This window comes from Alcanivorax nanhaiticus (genome assembly GCF_000756665.1).
Classification (GTDB): domain Bacteria; phylum Pseudomonadota; class Gammaproteobacteria; order Pseudomonadales; family Alcanivoracaceae; genus Alcanivorax; species Alcanivorax nanhaiticus.
Genome location: NZ_ARXV01000015.1, coordinates 61,943 through 78,475, shown reverse-complemented (window position 1 = coordinate 78,475; position 16,533 = coordinate 61,943). Strand labels below are relative to the sequence as shown.

The following is a 16,533-nucleotide window of genomic DNA, read 5'->3' as shown; positions in this document are numbered from 1 at the left end:
GGTGTGAGCACCCTCACACTATAGTCGTAGACCAGCGCAACTTTATTCCTATACAAAAGTATTAGGTTAAAAGTTGCACTTTAGACGGTACCAAAAGAGGGACAGGCGTTACGGGCGCAACGCCTTGGGCATGGAAAAACGAATATTCTCTTCTCGACCTGGAATCTCTTCGGCATCCTTGCCGCCGTATGATTTCAGTGTGGCAATAACCTGCTGCACCAGCTCTTCCGGGGCACTGGCACCAGCGGTGACCCCTACTGATTTCTTGCCCTTCAGCCAAGCCTTTTCGATCTGGCCAGGCTCATCCAGGAGATAGGATTCAGTCCCGCAGCGCTCGGCGAGTTCACGCAGACGGTTGGAATTGGAGCTGTTCACCGAGCCCACCACCAGCACCAGATCACATTCCAGCGCCAGCTGCCGCACCGCATCCTGCCGATTGGTGGTGGCATAGCAGATGTCTTCGCGCTTGGGACCATGGATGTCAGGGAAGCGCTGGCGCAAGGCATCGATGACTTTGGCCGTGTCATCCACGCTGAGGGTAGTCTGGGTGACAAAGGCCAGTTTCGACGGATCGCGCACCTTCAGGGCCGCCACGTCCGCTTCATCTTCCACCAGATAGATGTCGCCACCATGAGAGGTGTCGTATTGCCCCATGGTGCCTTCCACTTCGGGGTGCCCCTCATGGCCGATAAGAATGCTTTCGCGGCCTTCGCGGGCGTAGCGAATCACCTCCATGTGCACTTTGGTCACCAGCGGACAAGTGGCATCGAAGACTTTGAGATCTCTCCGCGCCGCCTCCTGCTGTACCGCCTTGGAGACCCCGTGGGCACTGAAAATGACAATGGCATCATCCGGCACTTCGTGCAGCTCCTCCACGAATACCGCACCTCGCTGACGCAGGTCATCCACCACAAAACGGTTGTGCACCACTTCATGACGCACATAGATAGGCGGCCCAAAGACCTCCAAAGCCCGGTTGACGATATCGATAGCGCGATCTACGCCAGCGCAGAAACCGCGGGGATTGGCGAGACGAATTTCCATAAGGCAGTGAACAGTCAACAGTGAAAGTTAAGGCGCAACTGAATAACGCCTGACAGCGAAAGGCTTATACCTCGAGTCTAACGGTTAATGCCTCCACATTCATCGTCAGTTCAGAGGCATCAATCCTCCGTTAATTCAGAGTAACGGGCTGTTCCGGGGCGTAGCGCTCCACCGCGACGATTTCCACCTCGAAAGTCAGGTCGCGGCCAGCCAGAGGGTGATTGAAGTCCACGTAGACCCACTCCTCTTCCACCTTGCTGATGACACCCGGCAACTCCCCCCCGGCAGCATCGGCGAAGCTCAGCACCATTCCCGGCTCAAGAGTGTCATACTGGACAAAGGTCTCGCGGGTAAAGTGCTGAACGTTTTCGTCGTTATACTCGCCGAAGGCTTTTTGGGCCTCCAGAAAGACGCTTCGCTTGTCGCCGGCTTTCAAGCCGCGAATGGAACTTTCAAAGCCCGGCAACAGGGATTCATCACCCCAGACGAAGGACGCCGGCTCGCCACCAAAGGTGGAGTCCATCTCGGTACCGTCCATCAGGCGCACCGCAAAATGCAAGGTCACTACGGTTTCCGGGCCTGCGCGCAGAATCTCAGTCATTGGTCTTTTTCGCTCCCAGAAGCATATCGAGAATGATCAGGCCTGCACCAATGGTGATAGCGGTATCGGCAATATTGAACGCAGGGAAGTGGTAATTGCCCCAGTAGAAATCCAGGAAGTCCACCACATGTCCGAGCACCAGGCGATCATAGAAATTACCCAGCGCCCCCCCAAGAATCAGGGCCAACGCAATCCCCTGAAGGGTTTCGGCTTTGGTCAGACGCGCCAGCCAGATCAGGATCATTACTGACGCAGCCACCGCGATAGCCGTAAAGAACCAACGCTGCCAACCGCCAGCATCCGCCAGGAAACTGAATGCCGCGCCGGTGTTATAAGCCAGTGTCAGATTGAAATGCGGAAAGACTTCCAGCCGCTCGTAGAGCGAGAAGCGCCCTACAACCATGTTTTTGGTGATCTGATCGAGCACGATCACCACGGTGGTGAGCCATAGCCACACCAACTGCCCAGGAATCCTGGCTGACTTCATTGATTCGCTACCTTGTTCATTCGTTGGGCACCAAGGCGGAGATAGGCCGACACCCATTTCCGCCCTACGGCATGATCAGGCGTAGTGACGAACTTCTCCATCGCCATCAACATTGCTGACACAACGGCCACACAGTTCTTCATGCCCGGCATGAGAACCCACATCGGGCTGATGGTGCCAGCAGCGCACACACTTCGTGTTCTCGGATGCTGTTACGAGAACCTTCAGACCAGCAGCGCCCTCTTCAAGTTCAGCCGGAGCGTCCGTCAATGGGTTGAGAGTGGCAGCAGAGGTGATGGTCACAAAGCGCAGCTCGTCACCCAGTTGTTCTAGCAACGCCTGCTTGTCCGCATCCACGAACAGGGTCACCTCAGCGCCCAACCCGCCCTTGATCACCTTGTCGCGACGGGCTCCCTCGATGGCCTTGTTGACCCCCTGCTTCACTTCCTGGACCTGCTCCCAGAAATCCCGCCCCATGGCCACATCGCCCAGGGCAAACAGGCCGTCATACCACTCCGCCAGGAACACGGAATCCAGACGTTCGCCGGGCAGGTTCTCGTAGATCTCTTCGGCGGTGAAGCTGAGGATCGGCGCCATCCAGCGCACCAGCGCCTGGGCAATATGATACAGCGCGGTCTGACAGGAACGGCGCGCCACCGAATCCGCCTGGGTGGTGTACTGGCGGTCCTTGATGATATCCAGATAGAAGCCACCCAGATCCAGTGCGCAGAAGTTATGCAGACGCTGGTAGATCTGGTGGAAGTGATAGCCGTCGTACAGCCCCTTGATCTCGTCCTGAAGCTGCAGGGCACGATCCACAATATAGCGATCCAGCGCCAGCATCTGCTCCGGCTGCAGCGCATCCACAGCAGGATCAAAACCGCTCAAGTTAGAGAGCAGGAAACGGCTGGTATTACGGATACGACGATAGCTGTCGCCCATCTGCTTGAGGATGTCCTTGGACACGGACATCTCGCCACGGTAATCGGTCGCGGCCACCCACAAACGCAGGATGTCAGCACCCAGGTCGTTCCACACTTCCTGCGGCGCGATCACGTTGCCGATGGACTTGGACATCTTGCGACCCTGCTCATCCACAGTAAAACCATGGGTCAGCACCGTCTCATAAGGAGCCGCATCGCGGATCGCCAGACTCGTCAGCAGGGACGACTGGAACCAGCCACGGTGCTGATCGGAGCCTTCCAGATACAGGTCCGCCGGGGCACGCAGCTGCTCGCGCTGATCCAGCACACAGTAGTGGGTCACACCGGAATCGAACCACACGTCCAGGGTATCGACTACCTTGCTGTACTGATCTGCTTCATCGCCGAGCAGCTCCGCCGGGTCGAGATCAAACCAGGCATCAATACCTTCCTTCTCGACGCGCTGAGCCACTTGCTCGATCAGCGCCGGGGTATCCGGGTGCAGCTCGGAGGTTTCCTTGTTCACGAACAGGGCAATGGGCACACCCCAGGTACGCTGACGGGAGATACACCAGTCCGGCCGGTCGGCAAGCATGCCGTCGATGCGGGCCTTGCCCCATTCCGGCAGCCACTGCACTTTTTCCACTTCCTGCTGGGCACGCTTGAGCAGGCCGTTCTTGTCCATGGACACGAACCACTGCGCCGTCGCGCGGAAGATCAGCGGTGTCTTGTGGCGCCAGCAATGCGGATAGCTGTGTTCCAGCTTGGCAAATTTCACCAGCACGCCCTTTTCTTTCAGGGCCTCGATCACCGGCTCATTGGCCTTGCTCACATGCAGGCCGCCCACCACGTCCAGATCCTCTCGGAACTTGCCGTTATCCAGCACCGGGCTGATGGGGTCCAGATCGTATTTCTGGCCTACCACGAAATCGTCGGCACCGTGGCCGGGGGCAGTGTGTACCAGGCCGGTACCGGCATCAGTGGTCACGTGCTCACCGAGGATCACCGGCACCTGATAATCCAGGAACGGATGCTGCAGGGACAGCATTTCCAGCTTGGCGCCCTTCACCTGGGCGGAGCGGGCAACATTTTCCAGGCCCCACTTTTCCACCAGATCATCGGCCAGCGCTTCTGCCACCAGCAGTTCGCGCGCCTCGCCATCCTGAGTGGCAGACAGCAGCACGTAGTCCAATTCCGGATGCACGGACACCGCCCGGTTGGCCGGCAGGGTCCAGGGCGTGGTGGTCCAGATCACCAGACTGGGCGCTTTCGCGTCGATACCGCTGCGCGCCGTAAAGTCCGCCACGTCTACCACCGGGAAAGCCACATCGATGGCGAAGGAGACCTTGTCGTAGTATTCCACTTCCGCTTCGGCCAGCGCGGAGGCACAGTCCAGACACCAGTGCACCGGCTTGAAGCCCTGCTGCAGGTGGCCGTTGTCCACGATCTTGCCCAAACCACGGATGATATTGGCTTCAAAGCCATAATCCATGGTCAGGTAGGGGTTCTCCCAGTCACCGAACACGCCTAGGCGCTTGAAATCCGCCTTCTGGCCTTCCACCTGCTTGCTGGCGTACTCGCGGCATTTCTGACGGAAGGTGCGCGCATCCACCTTGTGGCCCGCCTTGCCCACCTTCTTCTCGACCATCAGCTCGATGGGCAGACCGTGACAGTCCCAACCCGGCACATAGGGAGCATCAAAACCCGCCAGAGTGCGCGACTTGACGATCATGTCCTTGAGGATCTTGTTCACCGCGTGGCCGATGTGAATATTGCCGTTGGCGTAGGGAGGGCCATCGTGAAGAATGAATTTGGGACGACCGGCAAAGGCCGCGCGAATCTTCTGATAGAGCTCTTTTTCCTGCCACTCTTTCAGACGCGCAGGTTCACGCTGGGACAGACCGGCCTTCATGGGGAAGTCGGTATGGGGAAGGTTAAGCGTTGCCTTGTAGTCCGTCATAAATACCGCTGTTTGCTAAGTACGCTTTTCAAAGTAGGAACGAACCGCTTCCACATCCTGCCAGATAGCAGTCTTGAGCTGATCCAGATCCGCAAATTTTTCTTCCGCCCGCACATAGTGACGGAATGACACGGTGAGGTGCTCACCGTAAAGGCTGTCCTTGCCGCCCTCTTCCGAATAATCCAGAAGATGCACTTCCAACCGGTTCTCCGTGCCGTTCACCGTAGGCCGAGTGCCCATGTTGGCGGCACCATGCTGTGCGGAGAACGGCCGGCCATCCACTGTCACCGCAAAGATGCCATGCAAGGGCGAACGCAACCGCTTGAGCGCCAGATTCACCGTCGGCAGATTGAGGGTACGGCCGATCTTGTCGCCATGGCGCACCCGGCCGCTGATGCTGAAGGGGCGACCCAGCAGGGCTTCTGCCAGCGCGAAGTCGCCGTCACTCAAAGCCGCCCGCACCCGGGTGCTGGAGACGCGCTCTCCGTCGATTTCACAGGTGGCGGTATCGGTGACCGCAAAGCCGAACTGCTCACCGGCCTGTTGCAGATAGGCGAAATCGCCATCCCGGCCACAGCCGAAACGGAAATCATCGCCCACCACCAGATATTCGATGCCCAGCCCTTCCACCAACAAGCCACGCACGAAGGCCTCGGCCGTCAGCGAGCGAAAGCGGTCATCGAAGCGCACACACAACACCTGATCCACCCCGGCTTCACGCAGTGCAATCAGCTTGTCCCGCAGTGACATCAGCCGGGCAGGCGCCTGATCTGGCGCAAAGAATTCCTGGGGCTGCGGCTCAAACAGCATTACCGTGGCCTTGCTGCCACGGCGGCGGGCTTCCGCGATCACCTGATCGAGAATTTTCTGATGCCCTTGATGCACCCCATCGAAATTGCCGATGGTGGCCACACAGCCGCGATGCCTGTCGCGCAGATTGTGAATGCCGCGAATCAGTCGCATCTCACCCTCGCCTTAAAAGACGCACGATTATACAGAGTTGAAGGGCTTGCGTGCACTCTCTGTGCCTTGCCAGCACTTCCTCGGCAGACACCACCGCATCAACGCCGCAAATGACGCGGCCGCAGGCCCAGAATCAGCAGCGCAGCACCGTACAGCGCCAACCCGGAGAGCACGATCAGGCTTAACCAGCCCACCCGATGCAAGGCACCGGCTTCGGTCCAGACCGAAGTTTGCATGGACAACCACCAGGTCACAGCAGCCATGCCGACACCCGCCACCACCATTCGCAGCCAGTGGAACAGCCAGCCCGCCTGGGGCCGATACACTCCAGCCCGGCGCAGACCGATATAAAGCAAACCGGCATTCAGCCAGCTGGACAGCGCCATGGCAGCAGCCAACCCCACATGGTGCCACTCCCACACCAGTAACGCGGCCATGGCCATGTTCGCCGCCATCGCCAACACGCCTATTTTCACTGGCGTTTTGGTGTCCTGACGGGCGTAGAATCCCGGGGCCAGCACCTTGATCAACATGGCGGCCAGCAAGCCCGCGCTGGCTGCACGCAGGGACTGCGCCGTTTTCGCCACATCCGCTGCCGCAAACTCGCCATATTGAAACAGGGTAGACAGCAATGGTTCAGCCAGCACCGCCAGTGCCAACGCTGCAGGCAGACCAATCAGCAACACCATGCGGATGGCCCAATCCATCATTTTCGAAAAGTTTTCCGGGTCCGACTCTGCGTGCTGCTTCGATAGCCCCGGCAGAATCACGGTACCAATCGCCACCGCGAAAATGCCCAGCGGCAGCTCAATCAGGCGATCGGTGTAATACAGCCAGGTCACCGAGCCGGTCTGCAGCAATGAGGCCAGCACCGTATTCACCAGGGAGTTGAGCTGATAGATCGAGGCGCCAAAAAGTGCCGGGATCATCAGGGTCATGATCTTGCGCACGCCTGGATCACGCCACCCCATGCGAGGCACCGGCATCAGGTTCAGGCGCGCCAAAAACGGCAACTGGAACAGTAGCTGAACCGCACCGGCAATCAACACTCCCCACGCCAGTGCCACCGCCATGCGCTCCTCGGCGAAATACGGTGTCAGGAACAGGGCACAACCAATCAGGCTCAGATTCAACAGCACCGGCGTAAACGCCGGTACCGCAAAGCGGTTCCAGGTATTGAGAATGCCGCCAGCAAAGGCGGTCAGGGCAATAAAGAACAGATAAGGAAAGGTCAACCGCAGCATTTCCACTGCCAGCTCCCGCTTGTGCGGGTCGTCACCAAAGCCGGGGGCAAACACCCAGATAATCGCAGGGGCAGCAACCACACCCAGCAGGGTCACCAACATCAAGGTGCCACCTAGCGTTCCAGCCACCCGATCCACCAGCAGCTTGGTCGCCGCCATACTCCCCTTGCTTCGGTACTCCCCCAGCACGGGTACAAAAGCCTGATTGAACGCACCCTCCGCAAACAGGCGGCGCAAAAGATTAGGGATCTTCAATGCCACAAAAAAAGCATCTGCCCCCGCCGACGCCCCCAGCATGCGGGCAATCACCACATCCCGCACCAGCCCCAGCACCCGCGACAGCATGGTCATGGAAGCCACCACCAGCGTTGACGCCAGTAATCCCGACCGTTTTGGTGCGGTGGACTGCTCTGGGGGTTGCGCTTGCGTCATGGGGTCTCCGTCGAACCGGGCGCCACAGCTCTGCGCCTAAAAGGTAGAATCGGGCAAGAGTAGCGAAAGGCCACCCACGCCGCTACCGATGATCGTTTCAAGCGCCGTTTCCCATTGACAATACCCATCCAGATCGGCATAGTTGCGCGTCTTTAGACCGTGGCACGCCTGTTTTTTGACCATCAACCCGGTTTTAACAGTGCGCGTCGGCCGGTAACGGCTTGAGTCACAAACCAATTTCGATTTCAGAATTCAAGATAGGAGCAGGACCTTGGCTAATTCACCGCAAGCACGCAAGCGTGCGCGTCAGGCGGAAAAGCGCCGTCAGCACAACGCAGCGATGCGCTCCATGGTGCGCACATACCTGAAGAAGGTTAACGCGGCTATTGCGTCCGGCGACCAAGGTGCCGCCCAGGAAGCGTACACCCAAGCGGTATCTGTGCTGGACAAAGCTACCCGCAAAGGCAAGTTTCACCCGAACAAGGCAGCTCGCCATAAGAGCCGCCTGAACACCAAGATCAAGGCAATGGCTGCCTAAGCTCTTTGGTGGACATAAAAAAACCGGCCTTGCGCCGGTTTTTTTATGTCTGAATGACAGCAACGAGAAGCGAGTTTCGAGTCGCGAAAGGCAAAACCTGCCAGCACAGGTTTTCGATACTCGCTTCTCTATACTCGCAACTACGCCCTAAGCCTGACCCGCATCCAGAACAACCATGTTATCCCGATGGATCAGCTCTTCTTCATTCATGAAGCCAAGCACATCGGCGATCTCGGTGCTTTTCTTGCCGCACAGGCGGCGCGCATCCGCCGCGTCATAGTTGGCCAGGCCACAGGCAATACGCTCTCCCTGCTCGGTTTCGCAGGCCACCATCTCGCCACGGGAAAACTGGCCAAACACATCGACCACCCCCACCGGCAGCAGACTGGAACCGCCGTCACGGACACGCCGTACCGCACCCGCATCCAACACCACACGGCCACGCATCTGCAGATGCCCCGCCAGCCACTGCTTACGGGCATTCATCGGAGAAGTATCTGGCAGCAACGTGGTGCCCGGCCCCTTACCATCCGACAATTCGATCAACACCTCCGGACTGCGGCCAGAAGCGATGGTCGTCAATGCCCCGGAGCGGGCCGCCAACCGGGCCGCGCGCACCTTGGTAGCCATACCACCACGCCCCAGCAAACCGCCACCACCAGCTACCCGCTCAATAGCCGGGTCTGAAGCCTGTGCTTCGCGAATCAGCCTGGCATCGGGATTACTGCGCGGATCGGCATCAAAGAGCCCCTCCTGGTCGGTGAGAATCACCAGCCGGTCAGCCTCCACCAGGTTCGCCACCAGAGCCGCCAGGGTATCGTTGTCACCAAAGCGGATCTCATCGGTGACCACCGTGTCGTTTTCATTTACCACCGGCACCACCCCGAACCCCAACAGGGTAAGCAAGGTGGAGCGGCCATTCAGGTAGCGCTTTCGATCAGACAGATCATCATGAGTGAGCAGCACCTGGGCGGTGTGCAGATTGTGTTTCTGGAAGCGGGATTCCCAAGCCTGCACCAGCCCCATCTGCCCGACGGCAGCAGCGGCCTGCAGTTCGTGAACAGAATCAGGGCGACGGGACCAACCCAGCCGGGTCATTCCCTCCGCCACAGCACCGGACGAAACCACCACCACTTCTATGCCACACTCGCGCAGCACCACCATGCGATCCACCCAGGACTGCATGAGCGCGCAATCCAGCCCTTTGCCGTCATTGGTCAGCAGGGCACTGCCAATCTTGATAACCCAACGCTGGCGATCTGCCACCTTCGCTCCTTGAATCAGTTACAAGTTGAAAGTTTCAAGTTACAAGGAAAAGCCACAAAGCCGCAGCGAACAAGGCACAGGGAGAGAACAGCCCTGTTGCCACCTGTTACTTGCAACTTGAATCTGCCTATTGCTCGTAGACGATCTCCACATCATGGTCGTCATCGTCGTCGTCCCGGTCATTGTCCCGGGCACGCCGCGCTTCCGCCTTGAGCTCCTGCACCTTTTCACGAGCCTCTTCTTCCAGGCGATGACGAAGCTCCTGCTGAGCTGCGGCATACTCAGGATCTTCCTGCTCCAGGCGACGACGATCTTCAATGGCATTCATCAGGGCATAAACCAGCTCTTCGCAGCCCACGCCTGCCGCAGCAGAAATGCCGTAAACCGGCCCTTGCCAGCCCAGCTCCTCCACAATGGCATCGATTTTGGCTTGAGCTTCGTCATCCGCCAGCAAATCAATCTTGTTGAAGACCAACCAGCGCTCCTGCTCGGCCAGGGCCGGCGAGAAACGGTCCAGCTCGTCCGCAATAGCATCAATATGGTCCGCCGGATCGCTTTCATCCATGGGCGCCAAATCCACCACATGCAGCAACAGCCGGGTGCGGGCCAGATGCTTGAGGAAGCGAATCCCCAGACCCGCCCCTTCGGCGGCGCCTTCAATCAGCCCCGGGATATCGGCCACCACAAAGCTGCGATGACGATCCGCCTTCACCACCCCCAGGTTCGGCACCAGAGTAGTAAAGGGATAATCTGCCACTTTCGGCTTGGCCGCAGAAATTGCACGAATCAGGGTGCTCTTGCCCGCATTCGGCATGCCCAGCAGCCCCACATCTGCCAGCACCTTGAGCTCCAAACGCAAACGACGGGACTCACCCGGCTTGCCCTTGGTGGTCTTGCGCGGCGCCTGGTTGGTGCTGCTTTTGAAGTGGATATTACCCAGACCACCACGGCCCGCACGGGCAATCATCACAGGCTTGTCGGCTTCGGTAAGATCCGCCAGCACCTCATCGGTATCCACATCAATGACTGTAGTACCCACCGGCACCAGCAGGATGACATCGTCAGCCGATTTACCCGTCATCTGACGGCCACGGCCGCCTTCCCCGTTGCGCGCCTTGAAAATACGCTCGTAACGATAGTCCACCAGGGTATTCAGGTTGCTGTCCGCCTGAAAAAAAACGCTGCCGCCTGCACCACCGTCACCACCGTCAGGACCTCCAAATTCCACGTACTTTTCACGACGGAAACTCAGGCAGCCATCGCCACCCTTACCGGCATGCACTTCAATGGTAGCTTCGTCGACAAATTGCATGGAAAAGAACTCTCTTTCGGGTCGGTGCCATTCTACGGCAATGCATTCACTTTGGGGACAACCGAAACCTGACTCAAAAGCCCGGTTTCAAATACAAAAAAACCCCGCGGGCAGAGCCTCGCGGGGCTTTTTGATGATCCAGATGGATCAGGCCACAGGCTCGATAACCACGTACTGACGGCTCAGCGGACCTTTAACCTCAAACTTCACACGACCAGTTTCGGTAGCGAAGATGGTGTGGTCTTTACCCATACCGGCATTCACACCAGCGTGAAACTTGGTGCCGCGCTGACGAACGATGATTTCGCCTGCATTTACCAGCTGGCCGCCGAAACGCTTAACGCCAAGGCGCTTACTCTGCGAATCGCGACCGTTACGAGTACTACCACCGGCTTTTTTATGCGCCATGTCTTAATCCTCTTGAATGTGTGTCTAAGGATCAGCCCTGGATCCCGGTGATTTTGATAGCAGTGTACCACTGACGGTGGCCCTGCTGCTTGCGGAAGTGCTTGCGACGACGGAACTTGACGATCTTCACTTTCTTGTGACGACCCTGTTCCAGTACTTCAGCGGTCACTTTGGCACCATCCACAATCGGCTGACCGACTTTAACGTCGTCGCCGTTGGATACCAGCAGCACCTGGTCGAAATCCACAGATTCGCCGGTTGCTACTTCAATTTTCTCGATGCGTACAACGTCGCCTTCTTCAACGCGATATTGTTTGCCACCAGTTTTGATTACTGCGTACATCACTGTGCTCCAGCACGACTCCACTCAGGCGGGCGCTACCCGTTTCCGGGTGTTAACCACTTGCAAGCCAGGCAGAGGGTTAAATCGGGCCGCGAAGTGTACGGCAAATAACCACCTTGCGCAATGCGTTATGCGGGATATTTCCCCTTCCAAACCCAGAGTTCGCGCGGCTTTGACATCAGATAATGACAATGGACCAGAATACATTGACTGCCAGCCCCCCCCTGTTAGCATTGCCGGCTGTTGCGCCACCTTCATTCCGCCTGGACTCAAGTACATGGATTTCAAGGCTATTTATGCCCCGGTTGAGCAGGATTTTGCTGCCGTAGACACCTTTATCACCCACCATCTCGACTCCAATGTCCCCCTGATTCGTGAAGTCGGTGACTACATTGTGCAGTCTGGAGGCAAACGCCTACGCCCCCTGCTCGCCATCCTGTGCGCCCGCGCCTCTGGCTATGAGGGCGATCGCCATGTGGATGTGGCAGCCATCATCGAGTATCTGCACACCGCCACCCTGCTCCATGACGATGTGGTGGATGAGTCCAATCTGCGCCGGGGCCGCCCCACCGTGAATGCCGTGTGGGGCAACGCAGCCAGCGTACTGGTGGGCGATTTCCTGATTTCCCGCGCCCTGCAGCTGATGGTCGCCCTGCGCCATCCGCGCCTACTGGATATCTTCTCCCAGAGCACCAATACCATCTCCGAAGGGGAGGTACTGCAGCTGATCAACGTGCGTGACCCCAACACCACGGAAGAGAACTACATGCGGGTGATCCATCACAAAACAGCGAAAATGTTCGAGTCCGCAGCGGAAACCGGTGCCGTGCTTGGTCTTACCGATGATCAGGATTTCACCGGCGCTTTTGCGGATTATGGCCGCCATCTGGGCATCGCTTTCCAGCTTATCGATGACGTGCTGGACTATCAGGGTGACGCCAGCGAACTGGGCAAGAACGTAGGCGACGACCTGGCCGAAGGTAAGCCCACCCTGCCGCTGATCCATACCATCGCCAATGGTTCCGAAGCCCAGGCGAAGCTGATCAAGGATGCCATTCGCAGTGGCGGACTCGATCACCTGCAGGAAATTGTTGAAACTGTTCGCGCCAGCGGCGGTCTTCAATACACAGTGGACAAGGCCGCCGAGCACACCCGGCTGGCCCTGAATGCGATTGCCGACGTGCCGAGCTCTCCCTACAAGGAAGCCCTCATCAGGCTTGCCGAAGAATCGCTCAAACGCACCTACTGAACTTTCGACAATATCGCGAACAACCAAGGAGACACCATGCTGCGTGCTGCCCTGCTGCTGACCCTGAGCGCCACCTTTGCCGGTTGCGCACTCAGCCCTCAGTCCATCAACATCCAGCCAGTTGCCAATGTAAAAACCACCAACATTGGCCAGAACCAACCCGTACAGGTACTCGCTGTAGACTCCCGTGACCAGCTGGCCTTTGGTACCCGGGGCGGCGTTTACAAGGAAACGTCTCTGGTACAACCTGCCAACGACGTCAAAGCGGCAATCGAGGACGCCGTTCGCAAGGGACTCCAGGAGCAGGGCTATAACGCCTTCAACCCTGAAGCGGACGCCACCCGCCTTGAAGTCCGGCTTGAGCAGCTGGATTATGTGCCGGAACAAGGCTCTGTGGTGAACTCTGTCACCATCTCACTGATTCTCGCTGGCGAAGCCAGCCGCCCTGATACCTCTTACACAGGCACCTACAAGAGCAGCGTCAAGCACGACCTGCCCCTCACCCCGACGGCCAATCGCAATCAGGAAATGATCAACGAGATCCTCAGCGGTGCGATCACCCGCATGCTGGAAGACCCGAAAATGCAGGACTTCCTGCTCGGCAACGATCCGGCCTGAACAGATGAAAAAAGTCACCATCCTCTATTGCAGCCAGTGCAACTGGCTGCTGAGAAGCGGTTGGTACGCTCAGGAATTGCTGAACACCTTCAGCGATGAACTGGACGAGGTTGCCCTGCAGCCCGGTACCGGCGGCGTGTTCCGCATCACCGCCAACGAGCTGTGCATCTGGGAGCGCAAAGAGGATGGCGGCTTTCCGGAAATCACCGAGCTAAAGCGGCGGGTGCGGGATGCGCTGTTTCCTGAGCGGGATCTGGGCCACATCGACCGGAAAAAGTAGCTACAAGCTTCAAGCTCCAAGCCACAACGCGGGGAACGGCTTGCATTGACTCACCGCTGTGGCGCCGCGACGCAAACCTTGGTGCGCGGCGAACATCGTTTCTACAAATCCCGGGAAGATGACGCGTTGTAGCTTGTAGCTAGTCATTCTCCGGCCGCACATCTACCACCGGCTCATCACTGCCAAACGGCACCTGCACAGTAAATAACAACGGCCGACAACACACCTGACAATCCTCCACATACTCCTGCTCTTCCACCGAGCCATCAATCAAAACCTCGATGGTTTCCCAGCAGCAGGGACACTGCACTGAAACCGGCAGCAGGCCGCTCACGCGCCCTCCAGCAGCGCCAGATCCAGCTGGCCGAGCCAGTCGGGTTGCGCATCCTCCGGCCATGGCTGCGGCTGCCCCTGCCCCCAGACAGGACCCGGCCAGCAGGGGTCGCCTTCGAAACGGGCGATCACGTGGATGTGTAGCTGGGGCACCATATTGCCCAGCGCGCCGATATTGATCTTGTCGGCCCCGGTGATGGTTTCCAGCTGGCCCGCCAGGGCATTCACCTGGGTCAGCAACTGGACCTGCTCATCAACGGGCAGGTGATGCCATTCACGCAGCCCATCACGTTTGGGCACAACGATAAGCCAGGCAAAACGCTGGTCGTTCATCCATCGCAACCAGCAAAGATCCGTCTCGCCAAGCGCACGGGTATCCGCTGCCAGGCGGGGGTGCAGTGTCGCCATCATTTTCTCCATAAGTGGGCAGGCAGCGTCCTGCCAGGAATACGCTGCCAGAGATCAGACGCCAGACATCGTCTGGCGTTCATCTGCTGGCGTCCTAGGTCCGATAATCCGAGGGGCTGCGACTGGTCCAGCGCCGGAAGGCACGGGCAAAATTGGATGCATCCGAATAACCCAGCGACATGGCAATTTCATCTACCGTATGGTCGGACTGGGTGAGGAACTCCACTGCCAATCCCTTGCGCAGGCCATCCAGGATCTCCTGATAGCTGGTACCCAGCTGCTGCAGCTTGCGCTTGAGGGTTCGTGACGACATGTGCAGATCGCTGGCCACCTCTTCCACACTGGGGAAGCGGCCTCCACCGGCCAGAATGATACGGCGCACCTGGCCTAACAATGCAGGTGGCGCCTTGATCGTTGCCATCTCCTGCTCGCACTGATCCGCCGCCATTTTTGCCAGCCGCGGATCCGCAAACTGCAGTGTAAAGTCCATACGCTCAACCGGAAAACGCATCTGGTTGTAGGCACAATCGAAATAGACCGGCACCGGCATCAGCGGCCGCATGCGTTCAAAATAGTCCGGCTCGGGATAGGAGAAACGCAGTTCGCCCAACACCTCCATTCCCGGCAGCAACTTCTGCCCCATAAAGTGGAAGCTGGAAAACAGGCTTTCCATGGTCAATGGCGTCAGCTCTCCCAGCGATAGCAGCTCATTCACCTGCAGCACCGCCATATCGCCATCCTTGAAGGTTTCCAGCTGCACCATGGTGCTGCGGGTACGGAAATATTTCACCGCCAGCTCCAGCGCCTCTCCCAGAGTGGCGCTGCTCATGGCCGCATAGCCGAGAAAGCCATGGGACGAGAGCGTCATGGATGCCCCCAGCTCCCAGCCAATCCAGGGCTCACCGGTCATACGGATAGCGCGTCGAGCCACGCGCTCAAAATCCTGGGCTGATACGCGTGCCTTGGGATCTCGCCAGCAACCCGATTCAATCTGCGTACCCACAAGCAATTCTTCGCTGGCAATACCGCGACGCGCCAGCACGTCCAGCATCAGGGACAGATATTCCGCAGAGACAGAATACTCTGCCGGATCCATCTTCAATATTGTCATCGCTGTTATCCTGATTATGGCGGCCATGGCCTCAAATGACCGAGCATGACACCTTAGCCTGCCGCTCAGTATGTGACAAGTGACCATGGGACACTTGTAGCGGTCGCTATTGCCAATAAACCAAGCGCTTGGTAGGTTTGCAGCCTGATTTCGGGAGAGCACCATGACTAACACACTACACAACAAGACCCTGTTCATTACCGGCGCCAGCCGGGGAATCGGTAAAGCTATCGCCCTTAGAGCCGCCCGTGATGGCGCCAATATCACCCTGTTCGCCAAGACCACAGAACCTCACCCCAAACTGCCCGGCACCATCTATACGGCAGCAGAGGAGATCCGGGAGGCCGGAGGCAACCCGCTGGTCTGTGTCGGCGATATCCGCCATGAGGATCAGTTACAGGCGGCAGTGGACAAAACCCTTGAAGCCTTCGGCGGCATCGACATTCTGGTCAACAACGCCAGTGCCATTTCCCTGACCGGCACCGAATCCACCAGCATGAAGTCCTATGACCTGATGCACCAGATCAACAGCCGGGGCACCTTCATGGCCAGCAAACTGTGCCTGCCTCACCTCCGAAAGGCTGAGAACCCGCACATTCTCAATCTGGCTCCGCCTCTCAACATGGCCCCTCACTGGTTTGGCCGTCATGTGGCCTACACCATGGCTAAATATGGCATGAGCCTCTGTGTGCTGGGGATGGCTGACGAATACAAAGGCAAGGTGGCGGTGAATGCACTGTGGCCCAAGACGGTCATCAATACCGCTGCCGTACAGAACCAGCTTGGCGGCGTCCCTGCCGTGCAGGCCGCCCGCCAGCCCTCCATCATGGCAGACGCCGCCTACGCGATCCTGACCCGCCCTGTTGCCGCCGCCAGCGGCCAGTTTTTCGTGGATGAAGAAATCCTTCGCGACACGGGCGTCAGCGACTTCAGTGGCTACCGGGTAGACCCTAATCTGGAAGACAACCAACTCCTGCCGGACTTTTTCCTGGACTGACAACCGGGTTACAAAA

18 protein-coding genes are annotated in these 16,533 nt (G+C 58.3%); 5 read left to right on the top strand and 13 right to left on the bottom strand.

The features are described from left to right. Positions 1-108: 108 nt before the first annotated feature. From ispH to murJ, 6 genes are all read right to left on the bottom strand, one after another. The gene (gene ispH / locus Y5S_RS15695) at positions 109-1,044 is read right to left on the bottom strand and encodes a 4-hydroxy-3-methylbut-2-enyl diphosphate reductase (RefSeq protein WP_035234353.1); all 936 of its coding nucleotides are present in this window, start codon (positions 1,042-1,044) and stop codon (positions 109-111) included. Positions 1,045-1,174: 130 nt separating this feature from the next. After that, positions 1,175-1,645, bottom strand: a complete 471-nt coding sequence (locus tag Y5S_RS15690) for an FKBP-type peptidyl-prolyl cis-trans isomerase (RefSeq protein WP_035234352.1) — start codon at positions 1,643-1,645, stop codon at positions 1,175-1,177. Continuing rightward, positions 1,638-2,132 carry a signal peptidase II gene (lspA, locus tag Y5S_RS15685; RefSeq protein WP_035234351.1) on the bottom strand — a complete coding sequence of 165 codons (495 nt, stop codon included), beginning with the start codon at positions 2,130-2,132 and terminating at the stop codon, positions 1,638-1,640. Before lspA ends, Y5S_RS15690 begins: the two co-directional genes overlap by 8 nt. Before the next feature lie 75 nt (positions 2,133-2,207). Further along, on the bottom strand, positions 2,208-5,015 hold the full coding sequence (ileS, locus tag Y5S_RS15680) for an isoleucine--tRNA ligase (protein WP_035234350.1): 2,808 nt from the start codon (positions 5,013-5,015) through the stop codon (positions 2,208-2,210). Positions 5,016-5,030: 15 nt separating this feature from the next. Beyond that, a complete protein-coding gene (ribF, locus tag Y5S_RS15675) occupies positions 5,031-5,978 on the bottom strand; it encodes a bifunctional riboflavin kinase/FAD synthetase (protein WP_035234349.1) in 948 nt (315 codons plus the stop codon). 98 nt (positions 5,979-6,076) lie between these two features. Next, entirely contained in the window at positions 6,077-7,654 is a 1,578-nt protein-coding gene (murJ, locus tag Y5S_RS15670; protein ID WP_035234347.1) for a murein biosynthesis integral membrane protein MurJ, read from the bottom strand. A gap of 271 nt (positions 7,655-7,925) precedes the next feature. On the opposite strand from murJ, the gene rpsT reads away from it, so the two are divergent. Beyond that, a complete protein-coding gene (gene rpsT / locus Y5S_RS15665; protein ID WP_022986431.1) occupies positions 7,926-8,192 on the top strand; it encodes a 30S ribosomal protein S20 in 267 nt (88 codons plus the stop codon). Between the two features lie 147 nt (positions 8,193-8,339). On the opposite strand, the gene proB is transcribed toward rpsT, so the two are convergent. The 4 genes from proB to rplU all read right to left on the bottom strand — a co-directional run bounded on the left by proB (position 8,340) and on the right by rplU (position 11,521). Further along, positions 8,340-9,458, bottom strand: coding sequence for a glutamate 5-kinase (proB, locus tag Y5S_RS15660; protein WP_035234345.1), 1,119 nt, complete (start codon positions 9,456-9,458; stop codon positions 8,340-8,342). Between the two features lie 127 nt (positions 9,459-9,585). Further along, positions 9,586-10,770 (bottom strand): Obg family GTPase CgtA, encoded by a 1,185-nt coding sequence (cgtA, locus tag Y5S_RS15655; RefSeq protein ID WP_035234343.1) that lies wholly within the window; start codon positions 10,768-10,770, stop codon positions 9,586-9,588. A gap of 147 nt (positions 10,771-10,917) precedes the next feature. Next, entirely contained in the window at positions 10,918-11,178 is a 261-nt protein-coding gene (gene rpmA, locus Y5S_RS15650; RefSeq protein WP_022986434.1) for a 50S ribosomal protein L27, read from the bottom strand. Between the two features lie 31 nt (positions 11,179-11,209). Beyond that, positions 11,210-11,521 carry a 50S ribosomal protein L21 gene (rplU, locus tag Y5S_RS15645; RefSeq protein WP_035234340.1) on the bottom strand — a complete coding sequence of 104 codons (312 nt, stop codon included), beginning with the start codon at positions 11,519-11,521 and terminating at the stop codon, positions 11,210-11,212. A 277-nt stretch (positions 11,522-11,798) separates the two neighbouring features. Between rplU and Y5S_RS15640 the strand changes: the two genes are divergently transcribed. The 3 genes from Y5S_RS15640 to Y5S_RS15630 are packed head-to-tail and all read left to right on the top strand — an operon-like array spanning position 11,799 to position 13,668. After that, complete coding sequence (locus Y5S_RS15640) at positions 11,799-12,770, top strand: polyprenyl synthetase family protein (RefSeq protein WP_035234338.1); 972 nt, start codon at positions 11,799-11,801, stop codon at positions 12,768-12,770. 36 nt (positions 12,771-12,806) lie between these two features. Next, a complete protein-coding gene (locus tag Y5S_RS15635; protein WP_035234336.1) occupies positions 12,807-13,388 on the top strand; it encodes a YajG family lipoprotein in 582 nt (193 codons plus the stop codon). A gap of 4 nt (positions 13,389-13,392) precedes the next feature. Beyond that, positions 13,393-13,668 (top strand): SelT/SelW/SelH family protein, encoded by a 276-nt coding sequence (locus Y5S_RS15630; protein ID WP_035234335.1) that lies wholly within the window; start codon positions 13,393-13,395, stop codon positions 13,666-13,668. A gap of 139 nt (positions 13,669-13,807) precedes the next feature. Here Y5S_RS15630 and Y5S_RS15625 read toward each other — a convergent pair whose 3' ends face one another. From Y5S_RS15625 to Y5S_RS15615, 3 genes are all read right to left on the bottom strand, one after another. Beyond that, positions 13,808-14,002 (bottom strand): CPXCG motif-containing cysteine-rich protein, encoded by a 195-nt coding sequence (locus Y5S_RS15625; RefSeq protein WP_035234334.1) that lies wholly within the window; start codon positions 14,000-14,002, stop codon positions 13,808-13,810. After that, positions 13,999-14,409, bottom strand: a complete 411-nt coding sequence (locus tag Y5S_RS15620; protein ID WP_035234333.1) for an HIT domain-containing protein — start codon at positions 14,407-14,409, stop codon at positions 13,999-14,001. The genes Y5S_RS15625 and Y5S_RS15620 overlap by 4 nt, the downstream gene beginning before the upstream one ends. A gap of 94 nt (positions 14,410-14,503) precedes the next feature. Next, on the bottom strand, positions 14,504-15,520 hold the full coding sequence (locus tag Y5S_RS15615) for an AraC family transcriptional regulator (RefSeq protein ID WP_035234332.1): 1,017 nt from the start codon (positions 15,518-15,520) through the stop codon (positions 14,504-14,506). 163 nt (positions 15,521-15,683) lie between these two features. Here Y5S_RS15615 and Y5S_RS15610 point away from each other — a divergent pair, with 163 nt between their 5' ends. Beyond that, entirely contained in the window at positions 15,684-16,517 is an 834-nt protein-coding gene (locus Y5S_RS15610) for an SDR family oxidoreductase (RefSeq protein WP_035234331.1), read from the top strand. Positions 16,518-16,533: the final 16 nt, after the last annotated feature.

Bases quoted from the DNA above. Each gene is read 5' to 3' on its own strand.
- murJ (WP_035234347.1), bottom strand. From the start codon at position 7,654: ATGACGCAAGCGCAACCCCCAGAGCAGTCCACCGCACCAAAACGGTCG.
- Y5S_RS15630 (WP_035234335.1), top strand. From the start codon at position 13,393: ATGAAAAAAGTCACCATCCTCTATTGCAGCCAGTGCAACTGGCTGCTG.
- lspA (WP_035234351.1), bottom strand. From the start codon at position 2,132: ATGAAGTCAGCCAGGATTCCTGGGCAGTTGGTGTGGCTATGGCTCACC.
- ispH (WP_035234353.1), bottom strand. From the start codon at position 1,044: ATGGAAATTCGTCTCGCCAATCCCCGCGGTTTCTGCGCTGGCGTAGAT.
- Y5S_RS15690 (WP_035234352.1), bottom strand. From the start codon at position 1,645: ATGACTGAGATTCTGCGCGCAGGCCCGGAAACCGTAGTGACCTTGCAT.
- cgtA (WP_035234343.1), bottom strand. From the start codon at position 10,770: ATGCAATTTGTCGACGAAGCTACCATTGAAGTGCATGCCGGTAAGGGT.
- ileS (WP_035234350.1), bottom strand. From the start codon at position 5,015: ATGACGGACTACAAGGCAACGCTTAACCTTCCCCATACCGACTTCCCC.
- Y5S_RS15640 (WP_035234338.1), top strand. From the start codon at position 11,799: ATGGATTTCAAGGCTATTTATGCCCCGGTTGAGCAGGATTTTGCTGCC.
- rpmA (WP_022986434.1), bottom strand. From the start codon at position 11,178: ATGGCGCATAAAAAAGCCGGTGGTAGTACTCGTAACGGTCGCGATTCG.
- ribF (WP_035234349.1), bottom strand. From the start codon at position 5,978: ATGCGACTGATTCGCGGCATTCACAATCTGCGCGACAGGCATCGCGGC.
- Y5S_RS15610 (WP_035234331.1), top strand. From the start codon at position 15,684: ATGACTAACACACTACACAACAAGACCCTGTTCATTACCGGCGCCAGC.
- Y5S_RS15620 (WP_035234333.1), bottom strand. From the start codon at position 14,409: ATGGCGACACTGCACCCCCGCCTGGCAGCGGATACCCGTGCGCTTGGC.
- Y5S_RS15635 (WP_035234336.1), top strand. From the start codon at position 12,807: ATGCTGCGTGCTGCCCTGCTGCTGACCCTGAGCGCCACCTTTGCCGGT.
- Y5S_RS15615 (WP_035234332.1), bottom strand. From the start codon at position 15,520: ATGACAATATTGAAGATGGATCCGGCAGAGTATTCTGTCTCTGCGGAA.
- rplU (WP_035234340.1), bottom strand. From the start codon at position 11,521: ATGTACGCAGTAATCAAAACTGGTGGCAAACAATATCGCGTTGAAGAA.